The sequence below is a fragment of the Micromonospora carbonacea genome, assembly GCF_014205165.1.
Classification (GTDB): Bacteria; Actinomycetota; Actinomycetes; order Mycobacteriales; family Micromonosporaceae; genus Micromonospora; species Micromonospora carbonacea.
In genome coordinates, this window is sequence record NZ_JACHMZ010000001.1 from 4,854,484 (window position 1) to 4,880,085 (window position 25,602).

22 protein-coding genes are annotated in these 25,602 nt (G+C 73.7%); 10 read left to right on the top strand and 12 right to left on the bottom strand.

Annotated elements, in window-relative coordinates; all coding sequences use genetic code 11:
• The first annotated feature begins 337 nt into the window (after nt 1-337).
• Nucleotides 338-1,009: a TetR/AcrR family transcriptional regulator gene (locus HDA31_RS20140; protein WP_178063985.1), complete on the top strand. Its 672-nt coding sequence runs from the start codon at nt 338-340 to the stop codon at nt 1,007-1,009.
• 39 nt (nt 1,010-1,048) lie between these two features.
• Here the strand turns inward: HDA31_RS20140 and HDA31_RS20145 are convergent, their stop codons facing one another.
• Complete coding sequence (locus HDA31_RS20145) at nt 1,049-2,209, bottom strand: alkane 1-monooxygenase (RefSeq protein WP_178063984.1); 1,161 nt, start codon at nt 2,207-2,209, stop codon at nt 1,049-1,051.
• Nucleotides 2,210-2,292: 83 nt separating this feature from the next.
• On the bottom strand, nt 2,293-3,150 hold the full coding sequence (locus HDA31_RS20150) for a hypothetical protein (RefSeq protein WP_246384511.1): 858 nt from the start codon (nt 3,148-3,150) through the stop codon (nt 2,293-2,295).
• 180 nt (nt 3,151-3,330) lie between these two features.
• Between HDA31_RS20150 and HDA31_RS20155 the strand changes: the two genes are divergently transcribed.
• Both HDA31_RS20155 and HDA31_RS20160 read left to right on the top strand, forming a co-directional pair.
• Nucleotides 3,331-3,999, top strand: coding sequence for a class I SAM-dependent methyltransferase (locus HDA31_RS20155; RefSeq protein ID WP_074479147.1), 669 nt, complete (start codon nt 3,331-3,333; stop codon nt 3,997-3,999).
• Between the two features lie 9 nt (nt 4,000-4,008).
• Nucleotides 4,009-5,169 (top strand): cytochrome P450, encoded by a 1,161-nt coding sequence (locus HDA31_RS20160; protein WP_178063982.1) that lies wholly within the window; start codon nt 4,009-4,011, stop codon nt 5,167-5,169.
• Nucleotides 5,170-5,259: 90 nt separating this feature from the next.
• On the opposite strand, the gene bioD is transcribed toward HDA31_RS20160, so the two are convergent.
• Both bioD and HDA31_RS20170 read right to left on the bottom strand, forming a co-directional pair.
• On the bottom strand, nt 5,260-5,964 hold the full coding sequence (gene bioD, locus HDA31_RS20165) for a dethiobiotin synthase (RefSeq protein WP_178067208.1): 705 nt from the start codon (nt 5,962-5,964) through the stop codon (nt 5,260-5,262).
• A gap of 62 nt (nt 5,965-6,026) precedes the next feature.
• Nucleotides 6,027-7,163, bottom strand: a complete 1,137-nt coding sequence (locus tag HDA31_RS20170) for an 8-amino-7-oxononanoate synthase (protein WP_178067210.1) — start codon at nt 7,161-7,163, stop codon at nt 6,027-6,029.
• Nucleotides 7,164-7,355: 192 nt separating this feature from the next.
• Here HDA31_RS20170 and bioB point away from each other — a divergent pair, with 192 nt between their 5' ends.
• Genes bioB through HDA31_RS20185 form a run of 3 tightly spaced genes read left to right on the top strand, consistent with a single transcriptional unit; the run spans nt 7,356 to nt 9,084 of the window.
• Nucleotides 7,356-8,351, top strand: coding sequence for a biotin synthase BioB (bioB, locus tag HDA31_RS20175; RefSeq protein ID WP_074479145.1), 996 nt, complete (start codon nt 7,356-7,358; stop codon nt 8,349-8,351).
• Between the two features lie 7 nt (nt 8,352-8,358).
• Nucleotides 8,359-8,574 (top strand): biotin synthase auxiliary protein BsaP, encoded by a 216-nt coding sequence (gene bsaP / locus HDA31_RS20180; RefSeq protein ID WP_178063981.1) that lies wholly within the window; start codon nt 8,359-8,361, stop codon nt 8,572-8,574.
• A 3-nt stretch (nt 8,575-8,577) separates the two neighbouring features.
• Entirely contained in the window at nt 8,578-9,084 is a 507-nt protein-coding gene (locus HDA31_RS20185; protein WP_074479143.1) for a GNAT family N-acetyltransferase, read from the top strand.
• A 112-nt stretch (nt 9,085-9,196) separates the two neighbouring features.
• Here the strand turns inward: HDA31_RS20185 and HDA31_RS20190 are convergent, their stop codons facing one another.
• Both HDA31_RS20190 and HDA31_RS20195 read right to left on the bottom strand, forming a co-directional pair.
• The gene (locus HDA31_RS20190; protein WP_178063980.1) at nt 9,197-11,656 is read right to left on the bottom strand and encodes a non-reducing end alpha-L-arabinofuranosidase family hydrolase; all 2,460 of its coding nucleotides are present in this window, start codon (nt 11,654-11,656) and stop codon (nt 9,197-9,199) included.
• A 207-nt stretch (nt 11,657-11,863) separates the two neighbouring features.
• On the bottom strand, nt 11,864-14,788 hold the full coding sequence (locus HDA31_RS20195; protein ID WP_178063979.1) for a glycoside hydrolase family 9 protein: 2,925 nt from the start codon (nt 14,786-14,788) through the stop codon (nt 11,864-11,866).
• Nucleotides 14,789-15,188: 400 nt separating this feature from the next.
• On the opposite strand from HDA31_RS20195, the gene HDA31_RS20200 reads away from it, so the two are divergent.
• Nucleotides 15,189-15,950, top strand: a complete 762-nt coding sequence (locus tag HDA31_RS20200; RefSeq protein WP_311774366.1) for an LPXTG cell wall anchor domain-containing protein — start codon at nt 15,189-15,191, stop codon at nt 15,948-15,950.
• A gap of 162 nt (nt 15,951-16,112) precedes the next feature.
• Nucleotides 16,113-16,505 (top strand): VOC family protein, encoded by a 393-nt coding sequence (locus tag HDA31_RS20205; RefSeq protein WP_178063977.1) that lies wholly within the window; start codon nt 16,113-16,115, stop codon nt 16,503-16,505.
• A 40-nt stretch (nt 16,506-16,545) separates the two neighbouring features.
• On the opposite strand, the gene HDA31_RS32380 is transcribed toward HDA31_RS20205, so the two are convergent.
• Both HDA31_RS32380 and HDA31_RS20220 read right to left on the bottom strand, forming a co-directional pair.
• A complete protein-coding gene (locus HDA31_RS32380; RefSeq protein ID WP_246384510.1) occupies nt 16,546-17,799 on the bottom strand; it encodes a GNAT family N-acetyltransferase in 1,254 nt (417 codons plus the stop codon).
• Between the two features lie 254 nt (nt 17,800-18,053).
• On the bottom strand, nt 18,054-18,761 hold the full coding sequence (locus tag HDA31_RS20220) for an ACT domain-containing protein (protein WP_178063976.1): 708 nt from the start codon (nt 18,759-18,761) through the stop codon (nt 18,054-18,056).
• 149 nt (nt 18,762-18,910) lie between these two features.
• Between HDA31_RS20220 and HDA31_RS20225 the strand changes: the two genes are divergently transcribed.
• Both HDA31_RS20225 and HDA31_RS20230 read left to right on the top strand, forming a co-directional pair.
• Complete coding sequence (locus HDA31_RS20225) at nt 18,911-20,086, top strand: phosphotransferase family protein (RefSeq protein WP_178063975.1); 1,176 nt, start codon at nt 18,911-18,913, stop codon at nt 20,084-20,086.
• Entirely contained in the window at nt 20,086-21,297 is a 1,212-nt protein-coding gene (locus tag HDA31_RS20230) for an acyl-CoA dehydrogenase family protein (RefSeq protein ID WP_178063974.1), read from the top strand. Before HDA31_RS20225 ends, HDA31_RS20230 begins: the two co-directional genes overlap by 1 nt.
• Nucleotides 21,298-21,328: 31 nt before the next feature.
• Here HDA31_RS20230 and HDA31_RS20235 read toward each other — a convergent pair whose 3' ends face one another.
• From HDA31_RS20235 to HDA31_RS20250, 4 genes are all read right to left on the bottom strand, one after another.
• The gene (locus HDA31_RS20235) at nt 21,329-21,955 is read right to left on the bottom strand and encodes a hypothetical protein (RefSeq protein WP_178063973.1); all 627 of its coding nucleotides are present in this window, start codon (nt 21,953-21,955) and stop codon (nt 21,329-21,331) included.
• Nucleotides 21,956-22,126: 171 nt separating this feature from the next.
• A complete protein-coding gene (locus HDA31_RS20240; RefSeq protein WP_074479427.1) occupies nt 22,127-23,173 on the bottom strand; it encodes a LacI family DNA-binding transcriptional regulator in 1,047 nt (348 codons plus the stop codon).
• Nucleotides 23,174-23,261: 88 nt separating this feature from the next.
• Nucleotides 23,262-24,695, bottom strand: a complete 1,434-nt coding sequence (locus HDA31_RS20245) for a GH1 family beta-glucosidase (protein WP_178063972.1) — start codon at nt 24,693-24,695, stop codon at nt 23,262-23,264.
• The gene (locus HDA31_RS20250; protein WP_178063971.1) at nt 24,692-25,591 is read right to left on the bottom strand and encodes a carbohydrate ABC transporter permease; all 900 of its coding nucleotides are present in this window, start codon (nt 25,589-25,591) and stop codon (nt 24,692-24,694) included. The genes HDA31_RS20245 and HDA31_RS20250 overlap by 4 nt, the downstream gene beginning before the upstream one ends.
• Nucleotides 25,592-25,602: the final 11 nt, after the last annotated feature.

Consider the following 25,602-nt stretch of genomic DNA (forward strand, 5'->3'; position numbering starts at 1 on the left):
TGTCGCCGGCATGGGGCCTTCCCCACCTCGGGGACACCACCATGTCGCCGGCATGGCGGCGCGACGTCCCGACCCGGCCCCGGCCAGCCCCCGCTCTGACTGGACTCCGTCGCGCCCCGCCCGCGCGACCCCGGCACGAGGCGGCGCGCCCCCGCCCGGCCCCGACGCAGGCTCCGGCACACCGCGCAGATCATCCTAGGAGACTGGACAGGACTGCCCACCACACGGGGGACATGGCCGACAATGACGGGGAAATTGTCTTACTTCCGACTCTGGGGGGCCGAATCCGCCGGAGCGGTAACTGTTTGTGCACGAACGGATAGGTTACGGTAGCGACGTGACGAGACGTGCCGCCGAGATCCGCCTGGATGCCCTCTTGCGCACGGCCTGTGACGTGATCGCGGAACGGGGCTTGGCAAACACCCGCACGGCCGACGTGGCGCAGGCCGCGGGGGTCAGCCAGGCGCTGGTCTTCTACCACTTCGCCACCAAGGAGCGACTCCTCTCCCAGGCCTTCGCCTACGCGGTGGAGCAGGACCTCGCCCGGCTCGACGCCGTGGTCCGGTCCGCCGCCTCGCCCCTGGTCAAGCTCCGCCGGATGCTCAAGCTCTACGCGCCGACCGGCCGGCCGACCTCGTGGTCCATGTGGATCGACGGATGGTCGGAGTCGCTGCGCGTCCCGGAGCTGGAGAAGGTCTCCCGCCGGCTCGACCTGCGCTGGCGGGAGGATCTCGCCGCGGTGATCGCCGACGGGGTGCGCGAGGGGGTCTTCGAGTGCGCCGACCCGGCGGGGGCGGCGTGGCGGATCAACGCCATGATGGACGGCCTCGCCGTGCAGTTCGCCGTGCACGAACGGGTGATCTCGCGCCGCCAGTTCGCCGAGTGGATCCGCCTGGCCGCCGCCCGCGAGCTCGGCCTGGAGCCGGCCCAACTCGACTGGTCCGCCCCGGCACAGGACCGCTCGCGCCGCGCCGCACAGCCCGAGCCACAGCCCGACGCGGTGAGCTGACCCGCTTTCCCACGGCCCAGCCCCGCCGGCCCGGCCTCGTCAGCCGGCTAGCCGGCGCAGCCGGGCCCGCGCCGGCGGGTGGACGTTCGCCGCCTCCAGGTCGCCGCCGTAGTGGGCGAGCACCCGGTGGTCCATCATCCGCCGCCACACGGGCGGCACGAGGGCCGCCACGACCATCGTGGCGTACCCGGCGGGCAGTTGCGGCGAGCAGTCGAAGCTGCGCAGCGTCTGATAGCGGCGCAGGGGGTTGGCGTGGTGGTCGCTGTGCCGCTGGAGCTGGAACAGGAAGACGTTGGTGACCGTCCGGTCGCTGTTCCAGCTGTGCCGGGCGTCCACCTTCTCGTACCGGCCGGCGGGGGTGCGCCGCCGCGCCAGGCCGTAGTGCTCCAGGTAGTTGACCACCTCCAGCAGGGAGAAGCCGAACACGGCCTGGAGCAGCAGGAACGGCAGCACCCCCGGCCCGTACGCGGCGGCCAGGGCGGCGAACAGCGCCACCGTCATCGCCCAGGCGGTGAGGATCTCGTTGCGGTGCGTCCACGGGCTGCGGCCCCGGACGCGGAACCGGCCGGCCTCCAGCCGCCACGCCGAGCGCAGGCTGCCGGCCACGGTACGCGGCCAGAAGGCGTAGAAGCTCTCCCCGAGCCGGGAGCTGGCCGGGTCGGCCGGGGTGGCGACCCGGACGTGGTGGCCCCGGTTGTGCTCGACGTGGAAGTGCCCGTAACCGGTCGGGGCGAGGGCCACCTTCGACAGCCAGCGCTCCAGCTTCTCCCGCTTGTGCCCCAGCTCGTGTGCCGTGTTGATGGCGATGCCGTCGACCACGGCGAGGGTGGCGACCAGCCCGGCCGCGCCGAGCGGGCGCAGCCCGCCCGAGGCCCACACGGCGCAGCCGAGCGCCAGGCCGGCGTACTGGGCGGGCAGGTAGAGGTAGGTCAGCCAGCGGTAGTAGCCGTCGCGGGCCAGGCGCGGCACCGCCTCGTCCGGCGGGTTGCGCCGGTCGTCGCCGACGAGCAGGTCGACCACCGGGATCACCCCGAAGACCACCGCCGGGGCGAGCCACCACGCCCACGAGCCGGCGCCGCCCCGCCAGGCCAGCCAGGAGGCGAAGGGCAGCGCCGGCACCAGCAGGGCGAGCGGCCAGAGCGCCCGGCGCGGGTCGCGCCAGGCGGCGGGCGGGGCGGTCGCGGGCGCGTCAGCGGTCATCGCCGGTCTCCGATCTCCCGGGTACGCCCTGACTGTGGCACGCGTCACGGCGTTTTACAAGAGACGGAGTTTTGTAAAGTCCATCAGCGGCGGAGCAGCCCCCACCCCCGCTGCGGCGGGGCGGCCCGCTCGAAGTCCAGCCCCACAGCCGGCTCGCCCTCGTCGGCCGCCTTCGTGAGGTGCCGCAGCCGCAGCAGCAGCCCCACCCCGAGCGACAACAGCAGCGCGCCGAGCAGGAACGCCGCCTGCACCACCCCGAAGCCGCCCGACGACGACACCGGACGCCCGCCCGACGCGGCCGGCGGCACCTCGGCCACCACCTCCTCGCTCGGCTCGACCTCCTCGTCCACCCCGGCCGGCTCCAGCGGCTCGTCCGTCGGGGCCGCCGACGGCCCGGCCGTCGGGGCCGCGGCGGTCGGGGTCGCCTCGACCTCCGTCCCGATCACCTCCCGGGTCGCCGCCTGCCGGGCCAGCAGCCGCGACTGCGCGTCGTACGCCTCGGCGGCCAGCGTCACCCGCCCCCGGGCGACGTCCTCGGCGAAGGCCACCCGGTAGCGGGCGGTCACCGTGCGGCCCGGGCAGAGCGTGCCCGGGTCGAGCTGCCGGTCGGTCAGCCGGGCCGTGCTGCCCTGGGTGCGGATCTCCAGGGGAAACAGCCCGGTCTCCTCGATCCGGTCCATCTTCACCTGGTCCAGCCGCATCCCCTGCACGGTGAGCACCATCGACCAGCGGACCTTCACGCAGCCGCCGTCGCGGCGCGACACCACCGCCGAGACCGTCTGCACCCCGTCGCCCGCCGTGAACTCCGTCGGCAGGCCACTCAACTCGGTGGCGAACCCGGCCGCCGCCGCCCGAGCCGGCGCGGCGACGCCGACCCCCGCTCCGGACAGGCAGGCCAGCACCACCCCGACCCTTAGCGCGTACCGCACCACCGTCACCACCGCCCTCGCCTCCCGTCGGATCCATCCATCCGGCAACGCTATGGGCGAACCGGACAACCGGGTAGACGGGCGTGTTCGCACGGACCGCCAACCCTGGGGGGTCATCTCACCGACAGTGGTGAACCGGTGACCGCCCACCCGCGACACGCCCGGGATCGCGGGACAGGGACAATCGGTGGCGTGTCCGATCTCTCCGCGGCCTTCGTGAGGCTGCACGCGCGGCTCGCCCCGGTGGCCTTCGTCCCCGAGGTCCGGCTGCACCAGGCCGACGAGCCGATCGGGCTGTGGGAGCTCACCGAGGGCGAGTTCCGCAGCTCCCAGCCGCCGCCGTTCTGGGCGTTCGCCTGGGCCGGCGGGCAGGCGCTCGCCCGGTACGTCACCGACCACCCCGAGGTCGTCGCCGGCCGCCGGGTGCTCGACCTCGCCTCCGGCTCCGGCCTGGTCGCCGTCGCCGCCGCCCGCGCGGGCGCTGCGGCCGTGCGGGCCGCCGAGATCGACGAGCGGGCCGTGGCCGCCGTCGCGCTCAACGCCGAGGCCAACGGGGTACGCGTCGACGCCGCGCTCGGCGACGTCCTCGACGGCGACGCCGGCGACGCCGAGGTGGTGCTCGCCGGGGACGTCTTCTACAGCGAGGCGATGGCCCGGCGGATGCTGCGCTTCCTGCTGCGGGCCGCCCGCTCCGGCGCGCGGGTGCTGGTCGGCGACCCGGGCCGGGCGTTCCTGCCCCGCGAGCGGTTCCGCGAGCTGGCCGCCTACGACGTGCCGGTGCCCGAGGCCCTGGAGAGCGTCCGGGTGAAGCACACCACCGTGTGGGAACTGGACCCCGCGCCGCCCGGGGCCGCCCGCTAGGTTGACCCGGTGCTGTTCCGGGGTTGGGGCGATGCCGTCGACGGGCCGTGGCCCGACATCGCGACCGTGACCGACCACGTGGGCGCGGCGCACCTGGTGGTGACCCGGCACGCGCTGGTGCGGCGGGTGCTCGCCGACCCGGTGACCTTCCGGCCCGACAACGCCCTCGACGCGGTCACCCCGATCCCGGTGGCCGCCCTGCGGGTGCTCGCCGGGCACCGGTTCCGGCTGCCGCCGACCCTGGCCAACAACGGCGGGGCCAGCCACCCGCAGATCCGGGGCATCGTCGCCGACGCCCTGCACCCGGGCCGGGTCGCCGCCCAGCGGCCCTGGCTCACCGACCTCGTCCGCGACCGGGTCGCCCGGCTGCGGGCGGAGCTGGACGCGGGCGTACCCGTCGATCTGTACGCTGGCCTGGCCGCGGACCTGCCGCTGCTCGTGCTGGCCCGGCTCGTCGAGCTGCCCGACGCGCCGGTCGGCGCGGTGAAGGAGTTCGCCCGCGCGGCCCTGGAGCTGTTCTGGGCCCCGCTCGACGCCGACCGGCAGGCCGCCCTCGCCGCCGAGGTGGGCCGGTTCCACCGGGTGCTGCGGGCGTTCGCCGCCACCGGCGGCGGGCTCGCGGCCCGGCTGCGCGCCGCCGGCCACTCCCACGACGTGGTCGTGGGCGCGCTGTTCTTCCTGCTCGTCGCCGGCCAGGAGACCACCTCGCAGTTCCTCACCCTGCTGCTGCACCGGCTCACCGCCGAGCCGGCCGTACGCGCCGGGCTGCGCGCCGGCACCGTCGACGTCGCCGACGTGGTCGAGGAGGGGCTGCGGCTGGAACCGCCGATCGTCACCTGGCGGCGCGTCGCCGCCGTCGACACCACGCTCGGCGGCAGGCCCGTGGCGGCGGGCGCCAGCGTCGTGCTGTGGCTGGCTCGCGCCGGCCGCGACCCGCAGGTCGTGGCCGCCCCCGACGAGTTCCGCCCCGGGCAGCCCGGCTCGCGCCGGCACCTCGCGTTCGGGGCGGGCGCGCACCGCTGCGTCGGCGCGCAGCTCGCCCGGCTGGAGGCCGCCGTGGTCGTCGCCGAGGCCGCGCCGCTGCTCGACGGCGTACGCGTGCTCCGGCCGCCGTGGTGCCCGGACAACCTCACCTTCCGGATGCCCGACGCCTTCGTGGTCGCCCGGTAAGGAAGGGCCCCTTGTTAACGCATACGGTATAGAAGGGTCCCCTTCTCTACCCCAGGCGTTAAGAGGGGGCCCTTCCTTGCTCGCGGGCGGTCAGCCGGCGTCCTCGGCCCAGGATCGCCAGTCGTCGAGCACCCCGTAGAGGGCGGGGGTGAGCCAGCCCGACGCGGACCGGCGGAACACCCCCGGGTCCATCGCCCCGGCGCCCGCCGGCAGCGCGCCGATCAGGTGCGGCACCAGCTCGGTCAGGTTGGCCCAGTGCACCAGCTCCGGCTCCGCCGGCCACGCGCCGATCACCACGCCGGCCGGCACGGCGCGCCGGTCGAGGGCCTCCAGGGTGAGCGCGGTGTGGTTGAGGGTGCCCAGGCCGGCACGGGCCACCACCACGGCGGGCGCGCCGAGCGACACCGCCAGGTCGGCCAGCGTCCACGCCTCGCCGGAGGGGCGCAGCCCCATCGGCACGAGCAGCCCGCCGGCCCCCTCGACCAGCACGAGGTCGTGCTTGTCGGCCTCCTCGCGGATCGCGTCGACGGCGGCGTACAGCTCCAGCGGCTCCAGCTGGGCCACCCGGGCCGCCGCCAGCGGGGCCAGCGGGTCGGGATAGCTGGCCAGGGTGCGGCCGGTGAGCGGGGCGGCCAGCCGGGTCACCGTGTCGACGTCGCCCGGGTCGCCGGTGGCCGTGCCGGTCTGGCCGGGCTTGACCACGGCGACCCGCAACCCGGCCGCCTGGGCGGCGGCGGTCACCGCCGCGGTCACCACCGTCTTGCCGACCCCCGTGTCGGTGCCGGTGATCAGCACCGGCCCGGTCCACGCCGCGCCCACGGCGTCACCTCCGCCCGTCCACCCGTGCGCGCCGCCGGTCACGGCGCGCATTCCACGATCACGTCGAGGGCCCGCTCGAAGTCCGCCCGGCCGACCCCGGCGTTGACGGTCAGCCGCAGCCGGGACCGGCTGTCCGGCGTCGACGGCGGGCGGAAGCAGCCCACGGCCACCCCCCGGTCGGCGCAGTCGGCGGCCCAGGCCGTGGCCGCCTCGGGGCCCGGCGCGGTCACCGAGACCACCGCGGCGTCCGGCGCGGAGACCTCAAGCCCGGCGGCGCGCAGCCGGCGGACGGCCAGCGCGGTCCGCCCGGCCAGCTCGGCGCGCAGGTCGTCGCCGACGCGGGCCAGGTCGAGCGCGGCGCGCACCCCGGCGGCGACGGCGGGCGGCAGGGCGGTGTCGAAGATGAAGGTCCGGCCTGTCTCGACCAGGTGCCGGACGAACTCGGCCGGGCCGGCGACCACACCCCCCGCGCCCCCGAGCGCCTTGGAGAGGGTGGCGGTGACCACCACGTCCGGCTCGCCGGCCAGCCCCGCGGCGGCCACCCCGCCCGCGCCGGCGGGCCCCAGCACGCCGAGCGCGTGCGCGTCGTCGACGAGCAGCAGCGCGCCGTGCCGGCGGGCCACGGCGTGCAGCTCGGCCAGCGGCGCGAGGTCGCCGTCGACGGAGAAGACCGACTCGGTGACCACCACCGCCGGCCGGCCCGGCGCGGCGGCCAGCGCGGCGGCGACCGCCGCCGGGTCGGCGTGCGGGGTCACCACGGTCTCCGCGCCGGAGATGCGGCAGCCGTCGATCAGCGAGGCGTGGTTGTGGGCGTCGGAGACGAGCAGGGTACGCGGCCGCGTCAGCGCCCGGACCGCGCCGAGGTTGGCCAGGTAGCCGGAGGAGAAGACGAGGCTGCCGTCGACGCCGAGCCAGTCGGCGAGGGCCGCCTCGAGCCCGTGGTGGGCGTCGGTGGAGCCGCGCACCAGCCGGGAACCGGTCGCGCCCAGCCCGTACGCCGAGAGGGCCCGCCCGGCCGCGGCCGTGACCTCGGGGTGGGCGGCCAGGCCGAGGTAGTCGTTGCCGGCCAGGTCGACCACGGCGTCGCCCGCGGCGCGGGGGCGCAGCCGGCGGGTCAGCCCCGCCTTCGCCCGCAGCTCGGCGCGGCGGTGCAGCGCCGCCAGCCAGTCCGCCACCGCCACGCTCCCCTCCCCCTCCGTCTCCGCCGGGCGAAGTTACCACCAGTCGGCCGCGCCGCGGCGTGGCGCGGGCCGGCGCGCGACGCCGCCGCCGGTCGGACGCGGGGGTCGGGCCGCACCCGGGCGCGGGTGGCCCGGCCGCGCGCTCGGGCGTTTCTTCGTCGCCGGGCGCCTTGTAGGGTACGAGCCATGCCAGAGATCCTCGACCAGGCCCGCAAGCAGGTGCTGGAGAACGGCGTCGGCCTCGACCAGGCCGGAGTTCTCGCGGTGCTGAACCTGCCCGACGAGCACCTCCCGGCCGCCCTCCAGCTGGCCCACGAGGTGCGGATGCGCTGGTGCGGGCCGGAGGTCGAGGTCGAGGGCATCGTGTCGCTGAAGACCGGCGGCTGCCCGGAGGACTGCCACTTCTGCTCGCAGTCCGGGCTGTTCGCCTCGCCGGTCCGCTCGGTCTGGCTGGACATCCCCTCCCTGGTGGAGGCGGCCAAGCAGACGGCGGCGACCGGGGCGACCGAGTTCTGCATCGTGGCCGCCGTGCGCGGCCCCGACGCCCGGCTGATGACGCAGATGCGCGAGGGCGTCGCCGCGATCCGGGCCGAGGTCGACATCCAGGTCGCCGCGTCGCTCGGCATGCTCAGCCAGGAGCAGGTCGACGAGCTGGTCGACATGGGCGTGCACCGCTACAACCACAATCTGGAGACCTGCCGCTCCTACTTCCCCAACGTGGTCACCACGCACTCGTGGGAGGAGCGCTGGGAGACGCTGCGGATGGTCCGCGAGTCCGGCATGGAGGTCTGCTGCGGCGGCATCCTCGGCCTCGGCGAGACCGTGGAGCAGCGGGCCGAGTTCGCCGCGCAACTGGCCGAGCTGGACCCGCACGAGGTGCCGCTGAACTTCCTCAACCCCCGGCCGGGCACCCCGCTGGGCGACCGCCCGGTGGTCGAGGGCAAGGACGCGCTGCGGGCCATCGCCGCGTTCCGGCTGGCCATGCCGCGCACCATCCTCCGGTACGCCGGCGGCCGGGAGATCACCCTCGGCGACCTGGGCACCCGCGACGGCCTGCTCGGCGGCATCAACGCGGTCATCGTCGGCAACTACCTCACCACGCTGGGCCGGCCGGCGACGGCCGACCTGGAGCTGCTGGAAGACCTGAAGATGCCGGTGAAGGCGCTCTCGGCGACCCTGTGAGGCAGCGGTGACCGGATTCATCCCCACCACGGCGCCGTCCGCCGCGCGCTGGTGTGACAGGTGCGGCAAGTCGGTCGCGGCCGGCGCGCACCCGGCGTGCGAGGCGGCCCGCGCATGGGAGCCGCCACGCTGGTGCGCGTCCTGCCGGCGGCGGATGAAGGTGCAGGTCGTGCCGGTCGGCTGGTCGGCGGTCTGCGTCGAGCACGGCGAGCGGCGGGGCTGAGGCGTGCTGCGCGGGCAAGCGGTGACACTGCGACCGGTGACCGACGACGACGTGCCCGCCCTGGCCGCGATCCGGGCCACCCCCGAGGTACGCCGGTGGTGGCGGGGCGGCGACGACCTGGCCGAGTCGATGCGGGCCGATCTGGCCGACGACGCGCTGACGATCTATGCCGTCGAGCACGACGGGCGGCTGGTCGGAGCGATCCAGTGGTACGCCGAGACCGACCCGGACTACCGCCACGCCAGCCTGGACGTCTTCCTCGACCCGGCGGTACGCGGCGTCGGGCTGGGCGGGGACGCGATCCGCACGCTGGCCCGGCACCTGATCGACGAGTACGGCCATCACCGGTTCACCATCGACCCGGCGGCGGCGAACACGGCGGCCATCCGGGCGTACGCGAAGGTGGGGTTCCGTCCGGTGGGCATCATGCGCCGCTACGAGCGTGGCGCGGACGGGAGCTGGCACGACGCGCTGCTGATGGACCTGCTCGCGGAGGACCTGTCCGGCTGAGTCAGCCGGCCCCCAGCAGGTTGTTGCCGGGCTCGGGCAGGGTCCGCCGACAGGCGTGCCCGGCACCGTGCGGTGCCGGGCACGCTTCGGTTCTGCGCGAGTGCGGTGCTGCCTAGCGCTGGAGGGTCAGCACACCCGGCCGCCACGGCAGCAGGTTGTAGTCGGTGTTCGCGTTGGGGTCCTTGCCCTGGTACAGCAACTGCAGGTTGCAGGCGTCGACGGTCTTGGTCTGGTCGGGGTTGGTGCGGACCAGGTCACCGTGGCTGATGTCGTTGGTCCACGTCGCGCCGCTGTTGGCCTTGCCGGCGAAGGGGTTGCTCTCGCTGGCGGCCTGCGGGGTCCACGAGCCGCTCAGGCTGTTGGACGTGAACGACCGGAAGTAGCGCTGCCCCTGGCTCCCGATCGCCTCGACGATCATGAGGTACTGGTTCTGTCCGGCCACCTTGTAGACCTCGACGCCCTCGAACAGGTTGTTCGTCGAGTCGGTCATGATCGTCGTGTAGCTCGAGCCGAAGCTGCCCGGGAAGTTCCCGATCGGCATGCTCGACCGGTAGATCTTGCCGTTGTCCCCGGCGAAGAACAGGTACATGTTCTGGTCGTCGCCGATGAGGGTCTGGTCGATCACGCCGTACGGGGCGTCCGGGAGGGTGGCGGTGGACAGCGTCTGCGCCGAGGACCAGCCGTTGGCGTTCGTCGGGTCGCTCGACGTCTTGTAGCTGAACGAGGTCGGTCCCCACTGGTACGCCAGCACCCAGATGTTCTTCGGGGCGAAGTACAGCAGCGTGGGCGCCACGGTGCCCTGGCTCATCCCGTTCTGGCTGGCCGAGGCCATGTCGGACCAGTTGGTGAACGTGCTGAAGTTCATCGAGCTGTACTGGCCGCTGCTGTTGACGTACGAGCCGTAGACCAGGTGCTTGCCGTTGTAGACGACGTTGGTGAAGTCCTTGAGCGAGACCCAGCCGTTCTTCGGGCTCGTCAGCGCGCCGGTCGACGACCACCGGTAGGTCGACGGGAGCGCGCAGCCGCCCGTCGGCGGCGGCGTGGTGGTCGGCGGGGTCGACGTGGGCGGCGTGCCACCACCGAAGTCGGTCCGCCACTGCTGGTTGGCCTGCCCGTGGCAGTCGTAGAGCTGGACCTGCTGCCCGTTGCCGGTGCCCCACACGTCGAGGCAGCGGCCGGACTGGACGCCGGAGATGGTGCCGTTGGAGTTGACGTTCCACTGCTGGTTCGGCCCGTTGTTGCAGTCCCAGATGATGATCCCGGTGCCGTTCGCGGTGGCCGCGCCGTTGGCGTCCAGGCACTTGGTGCCATAGACCATCAACTGCTTGCTCGCGGTGTACGTCCACTGCTGGTTGGTCTGGCCGTTGCAGTCGTAGAGCTGCACCCGGGTGCCGTTGGTCTGGGTGGAGTTCGGCACGTCGATGCACCGGCCCGACTGCACGCCGACGATCCGGCCGGCGCCGCCGCTCGGCGGCGGGGTCGTGGTGGGCGGGGGCGTGGTGGGCGGGCCCGTGGTCGGCCCGGAGGTCGGGGGCGCCGCGTTGAGGGCGTTGAGGACCGAGGTGTACGCGGCCTTCTTGTTGCCCCCGCCGTCGAACAGCAGCGGGTTCTCGTTGGAGCGCCAGGAGTCGCTGTCGCGGACGCCCCAGACGGTGATGCCGATGCAGCGGGGCACGTTCAGGCAGGCCTGGGTGAGCCCGGCGTACTGGGTGGTGGACGCGTTGGTGACGTCGACCTCGGTCAGCGCCACGTCGACACCGAGCGCGGCGAAGCTCGACAGCGTGGTCTGGAAGTTGCTCGGCAGGGAGCTGCCGCCGGTGAAGTGGGTCTGGAGGCCGACGCAGTCGATCGGCACGCCGCGGGACTTAAAGTCCTGGATCATCCGGTAGACGCCCTGCGTCTTGCCGTAGCTCCAGTTCTCGATGTTGTAGTCGTTGTAGCAGAGCTTGACCGACGGGTCGGCGGCCCGGGCGGTGCGGAACGCCACCTCGATCCAGTCGTTGCCGGTGCCCTGGAGGTTCGACTGGCGGCGGCTGCCGTCCTCGTTGAACGCCTCGTTGACCACGTCCCACGCGGCGAGCTTGCCCTTGTAGTGGGCCATCACGCCGTTGATGTGGTTGATCATGGCGCTGCGCAGCGCGCTGCCGCTCATGCGCTCCATCCAGCCCGGCTGCTGGGCGTGCCAGGCCAGGGTGTGCCCCCGGACCTTCAGGCCACGCTGGGTGGCCCAGTTGTAGATCTGGTCTCCGGCCGAGAAGTTGAACTGGCCCTGGTTGGGCTCCGTCGCGTCCGGCTTCATCTCGTTCTCGGCGGTGATCATGTTGAACTCACGCGCCGCGATGGTGCTGTACGTGGAGTCGTTCAGCCGGCCCCCGGCGATGGCGGTGCCGAAGTAGCGACCCGACTGCGCCGCGGCCGCGCCGAGCGTGGACGCGGCGGCGTTCGCCGCCGGCATCACCACCGCGACGGCGGCCACCGTCACAGCGCTGAGCGCACCGGCGAGCAGCGCTCGGACGGCGGGCGATCGCCGTTGCCGACTCCCGCCGCGATAGAGGGATGGGCTCGTTGCCATCGTGGCCTCCTTGCTGGCCAACACCCAGGACGTCGGGGCGGGACGGCTGGACGTCTAAGTTGGGGAATCTAACTTCGTCAATGTTTCCATCACCCGTCGATCCGGACAATGGTGTTTCGGAAACGTTTCTGAAAAGGTCTGGCCGAGCGGGGCGTGGCGTGGCCGGTCGCCCGGGTGCGGCACCGGCCACGCCACGCCGCATCGACGTCAGGAGACGGTGCAGGCGGAGCCGTTCAGCGTGAAGGCGGTGGGCTTCGGGTTGGCGCCGGTGTGGGTGCCGTTGAAGCCCAGGGTCGCCGACGCGCCCGGCGCGAGCGCCGCGTTGTAGGGGGCGTTCGACGCGGTCACGGCGGTGCCGGTCTGGGTGAAGTTGGCCGACCAGCCCTGGGTGACCTTCTGCCCGGCGTTTCCGAAGGTGAACGCGAGGCTCCAGCCGTTGAGCGCCGTCGAGCCGGTGTTGGTGATGGTGATGTTCGCGCTGAAGCCGGTGCTCCAGTCGCTGGTGGTGTACGCGACCTTGCAGGCCCCGGCCGGGGTCGTCGGGGTCGGGGTGGGCGTCGGGGTCGGGGTCGGGTCGGTCCCGGGGAGCGTGCGCACCGAGATGCTGGGGGACACCACCGACGGGTTGCCGGCGGCGTCCAGCGCAACGATGTAGAACGGGTACGACGTGTCCGGGGTCAGCCCCGTCACCGTGTGGCTGGTGCCGGTGACCGTGGCGACGACGGAGTGCAGCGGCCAGGTGACCTTCCAGACCTGGTAGCCGACGACGCCGACGTTGTCGGTCGACGGCGACCAGGACAGCTTCACCCCGGTCGAGGTGATGTCGGACGCGGTCGGGGTGCCGGGCGCGGTCGGCCCGGTGGTGTCCGACCCGGTCCCGGCCGGCGTGGCCACCGGCAGCACCGGCGAGGACAGCGAGTTGTTGCCCGCGCCGTCGCGGGCGCGCACCCAGAACCGGTAGTTGCGGGCCGGCGAGAGGTTGGCCACGGTCACGCTGTTGGTGGCGGTGCGGTGCAGCATGAGCGCGTCGCTGCCGATCATCTCCTGGGTGACGTCGTAGCCGGCCAGGCCGCTGCCCCCGGTGTCGGTGGACGCGGGCCAGGTCAGCGTGACCGAGGTGGGGCTGACGGCGGAGACGGTCGGCGCGCCGGGGACGGTCGGCGGGGTGGTGTCGGTGGGCGTCGAGGTCGGCTCCGCGCCCCAGACGAGGGTGCTGCCGGCGTACAGCGGCACCTTCTTGTTCGGCCCGGCGGTGGCCTGGTACGACGGGTCGTTGGTCGGGTCCCAGGTGCCGCCCTCCGGCACACCGATCTTGAACTGCACCTCCATCCGGTGCTGCGACTGCCCGGCGGGGGCGATGGTGTAACCGGTGCAGTCGACCTCGACGTACCAGATGTCGCCGCTGAGCTGCTTGGCCGCCGACGGCGACGGGCAGCCCTGGGTGTAGCCGGGGGTGACCTGGACGGCGGTGCTGCCCTCGGGGCGGAAGTAGTAGCGGAACTTCCCGTTGGTCAGCGCGCGGGCCGGGAACGCGGACTTGTTGTAGACGATCGCCTTGAGGCCGGTGGCGCGGGGCTCGGCCTGCATCACCGTGGTCTCCACGGTCAGCTCGTCGATGTCCGGCGTCTCGGTGCCCGGGAAGCCGGCGAGCGGGGTGCCGCCGTACTCGGAGGACAGCCGGGCCAGGGCGGAGGTGAAGCCGGCGTTGTAGTCGGTGGCGACCTCGTTCATCACGTAGTCGGACCGGCTGTCGGTGTAGGCGTCGTTGGCCGACGACGGGCCGCCGACGAGCGCGCCGTAGAGCACGTGCCGGGTCTCGGTGGGCACGGTCTGGCTGTCCCACCAGGAGCCGTGCGCCGTGCGGTGGTGCGGATTCTTCGGGGCGTTGGCCCCGAAGCCGATCTGGTAGCTGGACTTGCGCGGGTTGTCGCCGAGCGCGTAGTTGATCTGCCGGACGGCGAAGTCGTGGTAGCGGGTCTTGCGGGTGGCGTCGGTGGTCTTGTCGCTGTAGACCAGCGCGGCGAACGCGGTGTTGGACGCGTAGCGCAGCGCGCCCCACGAGTCGAGCACCGCCATCCCGCCCGGCGAGTAGGTCACCTTCGCGCCGTTGACGCCCACGGTCCAGTAGTCGAGCCACCGGTTGGCGTCGTCGACGTACTTCTGCTTGCCGGTCAGGTTGGCCAGCAGCACGTACGCGCCGAACTGCTTGTTGTCCCAGGCGATCGTCCACTTGTAGGACCGGGTGGTGGACTGCGGCTCGGTGCCGAGCTTGTCGTACTCGCTCTCGGCCTTGGTGAGGTAGGCGGCGTCGCCGGTGGCGCGGTAGAGCCAGATCGCGCCCCAGACCAGCTCGTCCTGCCACCCGCTCCACGACTTGTAGAAGCTCGTCGCGTCGGTGATGCACTCGTGGTAGCTCTTGCGCACCGTGTCGGCGAACGTGTAGAGCTGCTTGGCGTGGGTGAGCAGCTTGTCGGCGTAGGCGGCGTCGGTGGGCCGGAACACCATCGACGACGCGGCCATCGCCGCCGCCGTCTCCCCCGCCAGGTCCGCGCCGCCACAGCTTGAATCGATCTTGTACGCGGGACGCGCCATCGGCATCACCTCGGCCGGGCCCCACCACTTGTGGTCGTCGTCGCCCTTGCCGACCTGTCCGTAGAGGACGTTCGGGGCGGGGTGCGCCTTGACGAAGTAGTCGTTGACGAAGCGCAGGTTGTTGAGCAGGTGGGTGAGCTGCCCGGAGGCGACGTAGCCATCGCGGTACTCGACCGCGCCCCAGGCGAGCATGGTGGCGCTGAACGCCATCGGGAAGCCGAACTTGACGTGGTCGCCGGCGTCGTACCAGCCGCCGGTGAGGTCCACCCCGACGTCGGCGCCGTCGGTGAGCGCCGAGTCCCCGCGCCAGGAGACCCGGTTCCAGGCCGGCTTCTTGCCGGACTGCTGCGCCTCGTAGAAGAACAGCGACTTCTGCAACGCCTCGGCGTAGTTGAAGGCGGGCGCGGCGGCGACGGGCGCGGCCTGCGGCGCGACGACGCCCATGGCGAGGCCGCTGGCCAGGGCGGCGCCGGCGGCGAGCAGGCGGCGCAGCCAGGGGCGGCCGCGCGACGGCCGGGACGGCCGGTTCGGGTGACGCATCTGCGAGCTCCTGACGGATGGCGCCCGGCGGCCCCGACCGGACGCGGGACGGCGTCTGAGGGGTCGGGGCCGGCGGAGGCGGGTGGTGGGGGTCTCCGAGGAGGCGCGGGAGCGCTCCCATGGATGTCCGACAATGTATCCAGCGGATTGCACACTTGGGAAGACCCCGCTACCGCGAGCCTGCGCCCGCTCGCCGGCCGGATCCGGGCGTCGCGCCGTCCGCAAGCGTTACGCCGACACGCCGCCCGACGGCGGTAATCCCCTCCCGGAAGGGGGATTGGGCGCGGAGTCCGCCCAGCTCAGGCCGTTCATCCGATGCCACGCCGGAACGCGCCGAGGCGATCATGTGGCGTCCCCTCGACTCCCCCTCGGAGGAATCCTCATGTCACAGCGTCGGCGCGTGGCGCGCGCGGCCTTCTCCGCGACCGCCGCCACGGCCTGCCTCGCCCTCGCCACCCCGGCGTGGGCGTCGTCCACCATCGGCCTCAAGTCGGCCCACCATGGCAAGAAGGCGGGCTACTTCACCCAGCAGTGCGACGACGAGCGCTTCGCGAACCTGCCGGACGACCACGACGGCTGGCACTTCGTCCTGCCCGGCAAGAACAGCGGCAGCTTCGAGACCCTGACGCTGACCTTCTCCGACGGCACGAACGACGTCACGGTGAACATCCCGGACGGCTCGGACGCGTACCCGGACTTCTTCTACTCCACCGGAGGCAAGGACCCCCGGCAGATCCACGCCTACCTGTTCACCCCGGCCGGGTGGAAGCTGGTCGACGGGTCCGCCACGATCAGCGGGACCGGCGACGACTTCAACGTGAGCCACACCTGCAAGGGCACGGTCCCCAAGCCCACCCCCACCCCGACGCCGTCGGTCTCGGAGTCGCCGGAACCGTCGGAGTCCCCGTCGGCGTCGGAGTCCCCGGAGCCCTCGGAGTCGCCGTCGGCCTCGGAGTCCCCGTCGACCTCCGAGTCGCCCACCCCGTCGGACTCGGCGTCGCCGACGACCTCACCGTCGGGCGGGACCGGCGGGGGCGGTGACCTGCCGCTGACCGGCGTGGCCGTCACCGGCATGGCGCTCACCGGTGTCGCGCTGATCGGCGGCGGCGTCGCCCTGATGACGCTGCGCCGTCGCCGGGACCGCATCACCTTCACGGGCTGACCCCGAGCGGGCCCGCCCGCACCCCCTCGGGCAGGCGCCCGCGACCGGCCGCCGGACCTCCGTCCGGCGGCCGGTCTGCGGGGTAAGGAAGGGCCCCCTGTTAACGCATTCGGTAGAGCAGGGGCCCCCTGTTAGCACCCGGCACGGCGGTACGGTCACCGGATGGCAGTGATCACGCAGGTCTCCCTGGGGGTCTCCGACTGCGAACGGGCCGCCCGGTTCTGGGCCGCCGCCCTGGGCTACGTACGCCGGCCGCCGCGCTATCCGGGCGACGGGTGGATCGTGCTCGCGCCGCCGCCCGGGGTGCCCGGCACGGCGCTCGCGATGGACCTCAGCGAGAGCCCGGCCGAGGCGTTCCCCCGGGTGCACCTGGACCTGACCGCCGGAGGACGGGACCTCGACGACGAGGTGGACCGCCTCGTCGGGCTCGGCGCGCGGCGGGTGGACTGGCCGCACTACCCGGCGCAGCTCGAACCGGGCGCCTCCCCGTACGTCGTGCTCGCCGACACCGAGGGCAACCGGTTCTGCGTCGCCGGCCGACGGCGCGCCCGCTGATCAGCCGCCGGCCGGACTCAGGGTCAGTTGCGGCGCGGGGTCAGCGGCGGCGCAGCTGGGCCGGCACCACCCCGGCCGGGGCTCCGGTCACCGCGAGGCTGACGGTGATTAGGGTGCCGTCCCGCTCCGTCACCGTCGGCCGGGCCAGCCGGCGCACGGTGCGCAGCATCGGCGTGTTCTCCGCCTGGACGTGCAGCACCAGCGCCGCCAGACCGGCCCGCTCGGCGTGCCGGACCAGCCGGCGCAGCAGGGCCGTGCCGATCCCCCGCCGCTGCCAGTCGTCGCGCACCAGCAGCGCCACCTCGGCCTCGTCGCCCTCGACGAGCAGGTTCGCCATCGCGACGACCGGTTCCGCCGCCCCGCCGGAACCGACCGCCGCACCGCCCGGACCCGCTGCCCCGCCGGAGCCGGCAACCGCCCCGGCCGAACCATCCAGCGCCCCGGCGAAACCGTCCACCGCCCCGCCGGAGCCGGCAACCGCCCCGGCGAAGCCGTCCAGCGCCCCGCCCGGGGCCGACGTCGGCCAACCCGGACCGGTCACCACCGCGCCCGCCGGATCGGCCACCGCCGCGACGAGGGTCAGGCCCTGGGCCGGCTCCAGCAGCCGGCCGAGCCGGGCCGCCGCGGGCTGCGCCGCCCCGCCGAGGTAGCGGCGGTGCAGGGTGTCCGCCGAGCAGGCCCGGTGCAGGTCCACCACGGCGGTGAGGTCGCCGGCGGTCGCCGGGCGGACGACCGCCTCCGCGCCGTCGGGCAGGACGAGGGTGACCTGGTCGGCCTCCCGCCGGCCCACGGTCGCCGCCAGTTCGGCGAGCGCCTGGGCGCGGGCGTATTCGGCCGGGGTGAAGCTCGGCGCGGTCCGGCGCAGCTCGTACGACCCGCCGGTGGGGTCGGGCAGGGTCATCGTCGTGCCGGTGATGCCCCCCGCGACGGCGGCGGGCCGCCAGGTGACCTCGTCGGCGCCGAGCAGCGTGCGCAGCGCCTCCCCCGCCGCGTCGGGGTCGCGGACCAGCCGGGTGGCCAGGCCGAGCACCCGGGTGGGCTGGTCGGCAAGGCCGCGCGCCTCGCTGCGCGCCACCCAGCAGTCCCGGCCCCGGCCCCGTTCCACGGCCGCGATCAGCTCCGCCTCGTCGAGGGTGTCCGGCGCGTCGACGAGGAAGTCGTCGACCGCGCCGACCTCGGTGGTGTGCACCTGCACGGTGAGGATGTTGACCCCGCGCAACGCAAGGCTCGCCGTGAGGACCGACAGGTAGCCCGGCCGGTCGTCCACGGTGGCTCGGATCCGCCACAGCGCCATGGTTGTCTCCCTTCACCCGCCTACGACGATGCCGGCCGGCTGTTGCGGGCCCGTTGCCCGGTGGTGACGGCGCGGGAACCGTGCGCATGACCATCACCACAGGTGGTGACCCTGGCCACGCCCTGTCGGCGCCGGGCGGGAGAACGGCAGTGCGGGCCCGGCCGCATCGGCCGGGCCCGCACTGGTGCCGCCGGGCGGGCCCCGCACCGGGGCCCGACTCCGGCCGACGGGCCCCGCACCGGGGCCCGACAGTCTCAGCCGCCGGCCACCACCGGCGGCGCGCCCACCAGGTCCAGCCGGTCACCGAGGATCACCGCGCTGGCCCGGACCAGCTGGGCGAGCCGGTCCACCTCGGTGGAGTGGAACGCGGCGGGGCTCAGCGCCTCGGTCTGGTCGCGGGACACCACCAGCACCAGGCCGGCCCGGCCGAACGGCGCGATCGCGTAGTGGGTGCCGTCGGCCCCGGTCAGCGCGCGGGCCCGCAACGGGGTGATCTCGGGCAGGCTGGGCGGGACCGGCACCCGCCAGCTCGCCTGCGCCACCGTGGCGTCGCCGCCCCCGCCGCCGGTGCGCGAGGCCCAGTCCAGCGGGACCACCGCCGCCACCGACCAGTCCGCAGCGAGCAGCCCCGGCACCGCGTCGACCAGCGTGGCCAGGCCGTCGGCCGGGTTGCCGGCGACCTGGGCGAGCAGCTCGGCGTCCTGCCCGGTGGTCGTCGGCGCGCCGATCGCCCGCCACACGCCGTCGACCCGCACGCCGGGGATGGCGGCCAGGCCGGCCAGCAGCCGCTCGACCCGGGAGGCGCCCGGCCACACCACGGTGAAGTCGTCGACCGCCCGCCCACCGAGCCGTTCCAGGACGACGACCTGGACGATGTCGGCACCGGAGACGCCGAGCGTGCGGGCCACCTGGCCGAGGGTGCCGGGACGGTCCGGCAGGGTCACCCGAACTCTCAGCAACATGATCGTCCCTCCGCTCGGCAGGCCGGCGCAGGGCGGCCGGCAGGCTGGGCACCAGCCTGCCCGTTGACCATTTCGTCCCTGTTGCCGCGCCGTGTCCCAGGGGAAAATCCCACCTTGACAAGGTGCGTGAGCTGCCATCAACTAGTCGGATGACCGATCCGGCCGTCGTCGACCCGCGCACCGGCCCCGGTGCGGACGCGGACGCCCCGAAAGGTCTGGATCTCGACCGGCTCGCCGCCCACCTGGCCGTGCACCGCCCCGAGCTGGCCGCCCCGCCGCTGCGGGCCCGGCTCATCGCCGGCGGCAAGTCCAACCTGACGTACGCCCTGCGGGCCGGCGCGGGGGCGACCCGGCGGGAGGTCGTGCTGCGCCGGCCGCCGTTGGGCCACGTGCTCGCCACCGCGCACGACATGGCCCGGGAGCACCGGGTCATCTCGGCGCTCGCCCCGACCGCGGTGCCGGTCCCGGCGGCGCTGCTGCTCTGCCCGGACACCGACGTGATCGGCGCGCCGTTCTACCTGATGGAGAAGGTCGACGGCGAGGTGTTCCGCAGCCGGTCGCAGACCGACGCGCTGACCGCCGGGCAGCGCCGCGGCCTGGCCATGGCGATGATGGACACCCTCGCCGACCTGCACGCGGTCGATCCGGCCGCCGTCGGGCTGGCCGACTTCGGCCGTCCCGAGGGCTTCCTGGGCCGGCAGGTGCGGCGCTGGGCCGGCCAGCTCGACCAGTCCCGCAGCCGCCCGCTGCCCGGCATCGACGAGCTGCGCGACGCGCTCGCCGGCTCGGTGCCCGAGGGCGCGAACGCCGGCCGGATCGTGCACGGCGACTACCGGCTGGACAATCTGCTCGCCACGGTCGACGCCGACCCCGCCACCGCCGGCAACCCCGCCACCGCCGGCAACCCCGCCAGCCCCGGCAGTCCCGCCGACACCGGCGGCCCGGTGGCGGTGCGGGCGGTGCTGGACTGGGAGATGGCCACCCTCGGCGATCCGCTGGCCGACCTCGGGCTCCTGCTGACGTACTGGGACGTGCTCGGCGACAGCGACGTCGCCGCCGGCAACCCCGTCGCCGACGGGCTCGGCCCGCGCGCCGGCTTCCCCGCCGGGCGCGAGCTGATCGAGCGGTACGCCGGGCGCGGCGACGTCGACGTCGGCCCGCTGCACTGGCACGTCGCCCTCGGCTGCTTCAAGCTCGCGGTGATCTGCGAGGGGATCCACTACCGGCACACCCTCGGGCAGACGCTCGGCGGGGGTTTCGACCGGATCGGCGACATGGTCGCGCCGCTTGTCGAGCACGGTCTGCGCGCAGTCAGGGAGCAGTGATGGACTTCCAGTTCGACGCCCGCACCGAGAAGCTGCGCGCGCGCCTCGGCACGTTCCTCGAGGAGTGCGTCCACCCGGCGGAGGCGGTGCACGCCGAGCAGGTCGCGGCGGCCGGCGACCCGTGGGCCCGCTCCCCCGTGCTGGAGGAGCTGAAGGCCGAGGCGCGGCGGCGCGGCCTGTGGAACCTCTTCCTGCCCGACCCCCGCTACGGCGCGGGCCTGACCAACCTCCAGTACGCGCCGCTGGCGGAGCTGACCGGGCGCAGCCCGCACCTGGCCCCGGAGGCGGTCAACTGCGCCGCGCCGGACACCGGCAACATGGAGCTGCTCGCCGAGTTCGGCTCCGAGGCGCAGCGGGAGCGCTGGCTCAAGCCGCTGCTGGAGGGGGAGATCCGCTCGGCGTTCTGCATGACCGAGCCGGAGGTCGCCTCCTCCGACGCCACCAACATCGCCACCCGGATCGTCCGCGACGGCGACTCCTACGTGATCGACGGGCGGAAGTGGTGGTCGTCCGGGGCGATGGACCCGCGCTGCGAGATCTTCATCGTGATGGGCAAGACCGACCCCGGGGCCGACCGGCACCGCCAGCAGAGCATGGTCCTGGTCCCCCGGGACACGCCGGGCGTGACGGTGCGGCGCGGCCTGACGGTCTTCGGCTACAGCGACGCCCCGCACGGCGGCCACGCGGAGATCGACTTCACGGGCGTCCGGGTGCCGGCGGAGAACCTGGTCGGCGCGGAAGGGGCGGGCTTCGCCATCGCCCAAGCCCGCCTCGGCCCGGGGCGCATCCACCACTGCATGCGGCTGGTGGGCATGGCCGAGCGGGCCCTGGAGCTGCTCTGCCGCCGAGCCAACCAGCGGATCGCGTTCGGCCGCCCCCTCGCCGAGCAGGGCGTGGTGCGGGAGTGGATCGCCGAGTCCCGGGTCCGCATCGAGCAGGCCCGGCTGCTGGTGCTCAAGACCGCCTGGCTGATGGACACCGTCGGCAACAAGGGCGCGCACACCGAGATCCAGGCCATCAAGATCGCCACCCCGGCGATGGCGGAGTGGGTGATCGACAAGGCCATCCAGGGGTACGGCGGCGCGGGCGTCAGCCAGGACACCCCGCTCGCCGGGCTCTGGGCCCAGGCCCGCACCCTGCGCCTCGCCGACGGCCCGGACGAGGTCCACCGGTCGTCGCTGGCCAAGCGGGAGCTGCGCCGCTGGGCCTGACCGGGCCGCGCCGGGCCGCCGGCGCGCGGGGTCAGACCGACACCAGGTCGAGCCAGGCGATGTTGTTGTTGTAGCGGACGTTGGTCCCGATGTCGGTGCTCATGAACGGCAACGGGTCGGTCAGCGAATCCCAGATGGCCAGCAGGGAGAAGTGCCCCGGGCCGGGCACCGCGGGCCACTCGGCCCGCACCGTCGTCACGCCTGGAGGAACGATGAGGACCCGCGAGGTGACCGGCACCCAGTCCAGCGGCCAGGACAGGCCGCCACCCGGGGTCGTCCGGTAGAACCGCAGCGTCCCGCTGTCGGTGCCCGACCCGTACGGCCCGGGGTTGCGCAGCTTGACGAAGATGTAGCTGGTCGAGCCGGCGACCGGGAACGTGCTGGTCGCGCACTCCACCGTCGTCGGGCACACCTTGATGTCCGGGCTGGCCCAGAGGGGGTTGGTCAAGTGCGGCTGGATGCCGACGTCGGAGACGGTGTCCCGCATCCACACGTCGGTGACCGTCATGCTCCGGGCGGGCTTCGCGGCCGAGGTGGCGCCCGCCGCCGGGCCGGCGACTGCGGCGGTGGCGGTGGCGCCGGTCAGCAGGCCGGCGAGCACCGGGCCGGCGCACAGGGCAAGGGCCAGGCGGCGGGCGCGGCTTCCGAGGGTTGCCATGCGGGGTCTCCCATCGACGGTGACGCCGGCACGGAGCCCCCGCGCCGGCATGGTCCTGATGGCAGGAGCCGGCGCGGGGCGCGGTGATACCGGCCGACGACCCGGGAACTCCCAGATGACGCCAGGCCGGATCAATCAGACAGCGCGCCCTCCCCCCGGCCGCGGGACCGCTCAGGCGGAGGCGCGGCGGACCATGTGGGTGTCGAGGAGGATGTGGTTGGTCGGGATGTCCTCGCCCCGGATGCGGGACACCAGCAGGTGGGCCATCTGCCGGCCCATCTCCTCGACCGGCTGGAAGATGGTGGTCAGCGGCGGCTCGGCCTGCCGGGCCACCGGCGCGTCGTCGAAGCCGATCACCGCCACGTCGTCCGGCACCCGCCGGCCGGCCTCGCGCAGCGTCCGCAGCGCGCCGAAGGCCATCAGGTCGGAGGCGACGAAGACCGCGTCGAGATCCGGGCAGACCTCCAGCAACCGGCGCATGCAGGCCGCCCCGCTGCCCTCGCTGAAGTCGCCGTACGCGATGAGGTCGGGGTTGAGGCCGGCCCCGGTGGCCTGGACGGCCTCCCGGTAGCCGGTCAACCGGGCCAGGCCGGCGCCCATGTCCTGGGTCCCGGCGATGGTGGCGATGCGCCGCCGCCCCCGGGCGAACAGGTATTCCACCGCGTGCCGGGCGCCGCCGACGTTGTCGACGTCGACGTAGTACGCGGGCTGCGCGCCCGGCTGGAGCATCCGGGCCGGCCGGCCGCCCAGCACGGTCGGCAGGCCCCGCTCCTCCAGCAGGGTGGGCAGCGGGTCGGAGTCGTGCAGCGACAGCAGCAGGACGCCGTCGACGTGCTGGTTGGTGAGGTGGTGCTCGACGCGTTCCCGCTCCACCGGCGACTGGGCCATGGCCAGCCAGAGCTGCATCGGGGTCTCCAGCAGGCCCGAGCTGATCCCCCGGACGATGCCGGCGAAGAACGGCTCGGTGAAGACCCGGTCCCCGGACTCGGAGACGACCAGCGCCACCGAGTCCGTCCGCTGGGTCACCAGGGCCCGGGCGGCGCGGTTCGGCACGTACCCCAGCTCGGCGATGGCCTGTTGCACGGCCGCCCGCGCCTCCGGGCTCACCTGGGGTGAGCCGTTGACCACCCGGGAAACGGTGCCGCGCCCGACGCCGGCGCGCGCGGCGACCGCGTCAAGGGTCGGGCGCCCGAGCGACCGGGTGCGCTGCGTTGTCATCGTCTGCTCCTCCGACATTGGTGGCCCGGTGCGCCCCCGGGTTGGGGGACGGGCACCGGGACCACCCGTCACTCGCTGGCCGTGTGCCCTATTGTGCGGCCAGACCGTTGCGTCGGATCACCTCGGCGTACCACCTGGCGCTGGACTTGGGGATGCGGACCTGGCTGTCGTAGTCGACGTACACCATGCCGAAACGCTTGGTGTAACCCCAGGCCCACTCGAAATTATCCATCAGCGACCACGCGAAGTAGCCCCGCAGGGGCACCCCTGCACCGATCGCCGCGTGTGCCGCCCGCAGGTGCGAGTCGAAGTAGGCCAACCGGTCGGTGTCGTCGACCTGACCGTCGACCACGGCGTCGACGAAAGCGGAACCGTTTTCGGTCACGTAGAGCGGAAGGTCCGTGTAGTCGCGGTGGACCCGCTCCAGGGTCTCGACGAGCCCGGGGGCGTCGATCTCCCAGTCCATGTCGGTCACCGGGACACCCCGGGTGACGAACCGGACGTCCTCGCTGCCCGGCCAGCACGTCGGCGCCCGCCAGTACGCCTCCGGCTGCTCGCCCTCGACCGGGGCGGCCACCACGTGCCGGCTGTAGTAGTTGATCCCGACCAGGTCCAGCGGCGTCGAGATGATCTTCAGGTCGCCGTCGCGCACGTGCCCGAAGTCCGTCACCGACGCCAGGTCGGCGCGGAGGTCCGCCGGGTACGACCCGCGCAGCACCGGGTCGAGGAAGAACCGGTTGGCCAGCGCGTCGATCCGACGGGCGGCGTCCGCGTCGGCCGGCGAGCCGGTGGCCGGGGTCACCGGGTACAGGTTGACGGTGATGCCGAGCTGGGCGTCGGGCCGGGACGCCCGCAGCGCCTGGACCGCCAGGCCATGCCCGAGCATCAGGTGGTGCCCGGCCCGGACCGCGTCCGCCCCGTCGGTACGCCCCGGCGCGTGCGCGCCCGAGCCGTACCCCAGGAACGCCGAGCACCACGGCTCGTTCAGCGTCGTCCAGTAGCGCACCCGGTCGCCGAGCGCGTCCACGACGAGCTGGGCGTAGTCGGCGAACCGGCCGGCGGTGTCCCGGACCGGCCAGCCGCCGGCGTCCTCCAGCGGCTGCGGCAGGTCCCAGTGGTAGAGGGTCAGCCACGGCTCGATGCCGTGGCCCAGCAGCTCGTCGACCAGCCGCCGGTAGAAGTCCAGGCCCTCGGCGTTGGCCGCGCCCGACCCGCCCGGCTGCACGCGCGGCCAGGACACCGAGAACCGGTAGGACTTCAGGCCCAGCTCCGCCATGAGGCGCACGTCGTCGGGCATCCGGTGGAAGTGGTCGCAGGCCACGTCGCCGGTGTGCCCGCCGACGGTCCGCCCCTCCGTGTGGCTGAAGGTGTCCCAGATCGAGGGGGTGCGGCCGCCCGCCGTGGCCGCGCCCTCGATCTGGTACGCCGCGGTCGCCGCGCCCCACAGGAAGCCCGGCGGGAAGGTGAGGGCCGCGCCCTGGTCGAGAACGCCGACGGCGGGTGGACGGGTCGGATCGCTCACGACTTGACGGCACCTTCCATGATCCCGCCGATGATCTGGCGGCCGAACAGGACGAACACGACGAACAGCGGCAACGTGGCGACCAGGGTGCCCGCGAAGATCTGCGAATTGTCGGCGAAGTAGGCCGTGTTGAGGCTGCGCAGCGAGATCTGCACGGTCGGGTTGGCCGGGTCGGCGAGCACCACGAAGGGCCAGAAGAACTGGTTCCACTGCTCCATGAAGGTGAGCAGGCCCAGCACCGCCGCCGCCGGCCGCAGCGCGGGAACGACGACGTGCCAGTAGACGCGCCAGGTGGAGCAGCCGTCCACCCGGGCCGCCTCGATCAGCTCGTTGGGCACGGCCTGCTCGGCGTACTGGCGCATCATGAAGATGCCGAAGCCGCCGATGAGGAACGGTATGGTGACCGACGGCATGGTGTTCAGCCACTCGAGCTTGGCCATCAGGATGTAGAGCGGCAGCACGCCGAGCTGGATCGGGACCATCATCGAGGCGAGGATGATCAGCAGCATCGCGTTCTTGCCGCGGAAGCGCAGCTTGGCGAACGCGAAACCGGCCAGCGAGCCGAAGAAGACGGTGGCGATGGTGATCGTCCCGGAGACCAGGAACGAGTTCATCAGCCCCTTGACGATGTTGGCGTCGCCGTTCTCCAGCACCCGCTGGATGTTCTCGCCGAGCTTGCCGCCGGGCAGGAACGGCGGCGGCCAGGAGTTGGCCGCGTCGTTCGTCCGGGACGCGATGACGATCATCCAGTAGAACGGGAACAGCGAGAGGATCACGCCGAAGACCAGGCCGACCCAGGTCAACGGGGTCGCCTTCCAGATCCGGTCGGCCTTGTGCGCGTCACGCGGCGGCCTGCCGGCCGGGCGCGCGGGTGGGCGGAGCGTCGTGGTCGTCATCTGGGCGCAAC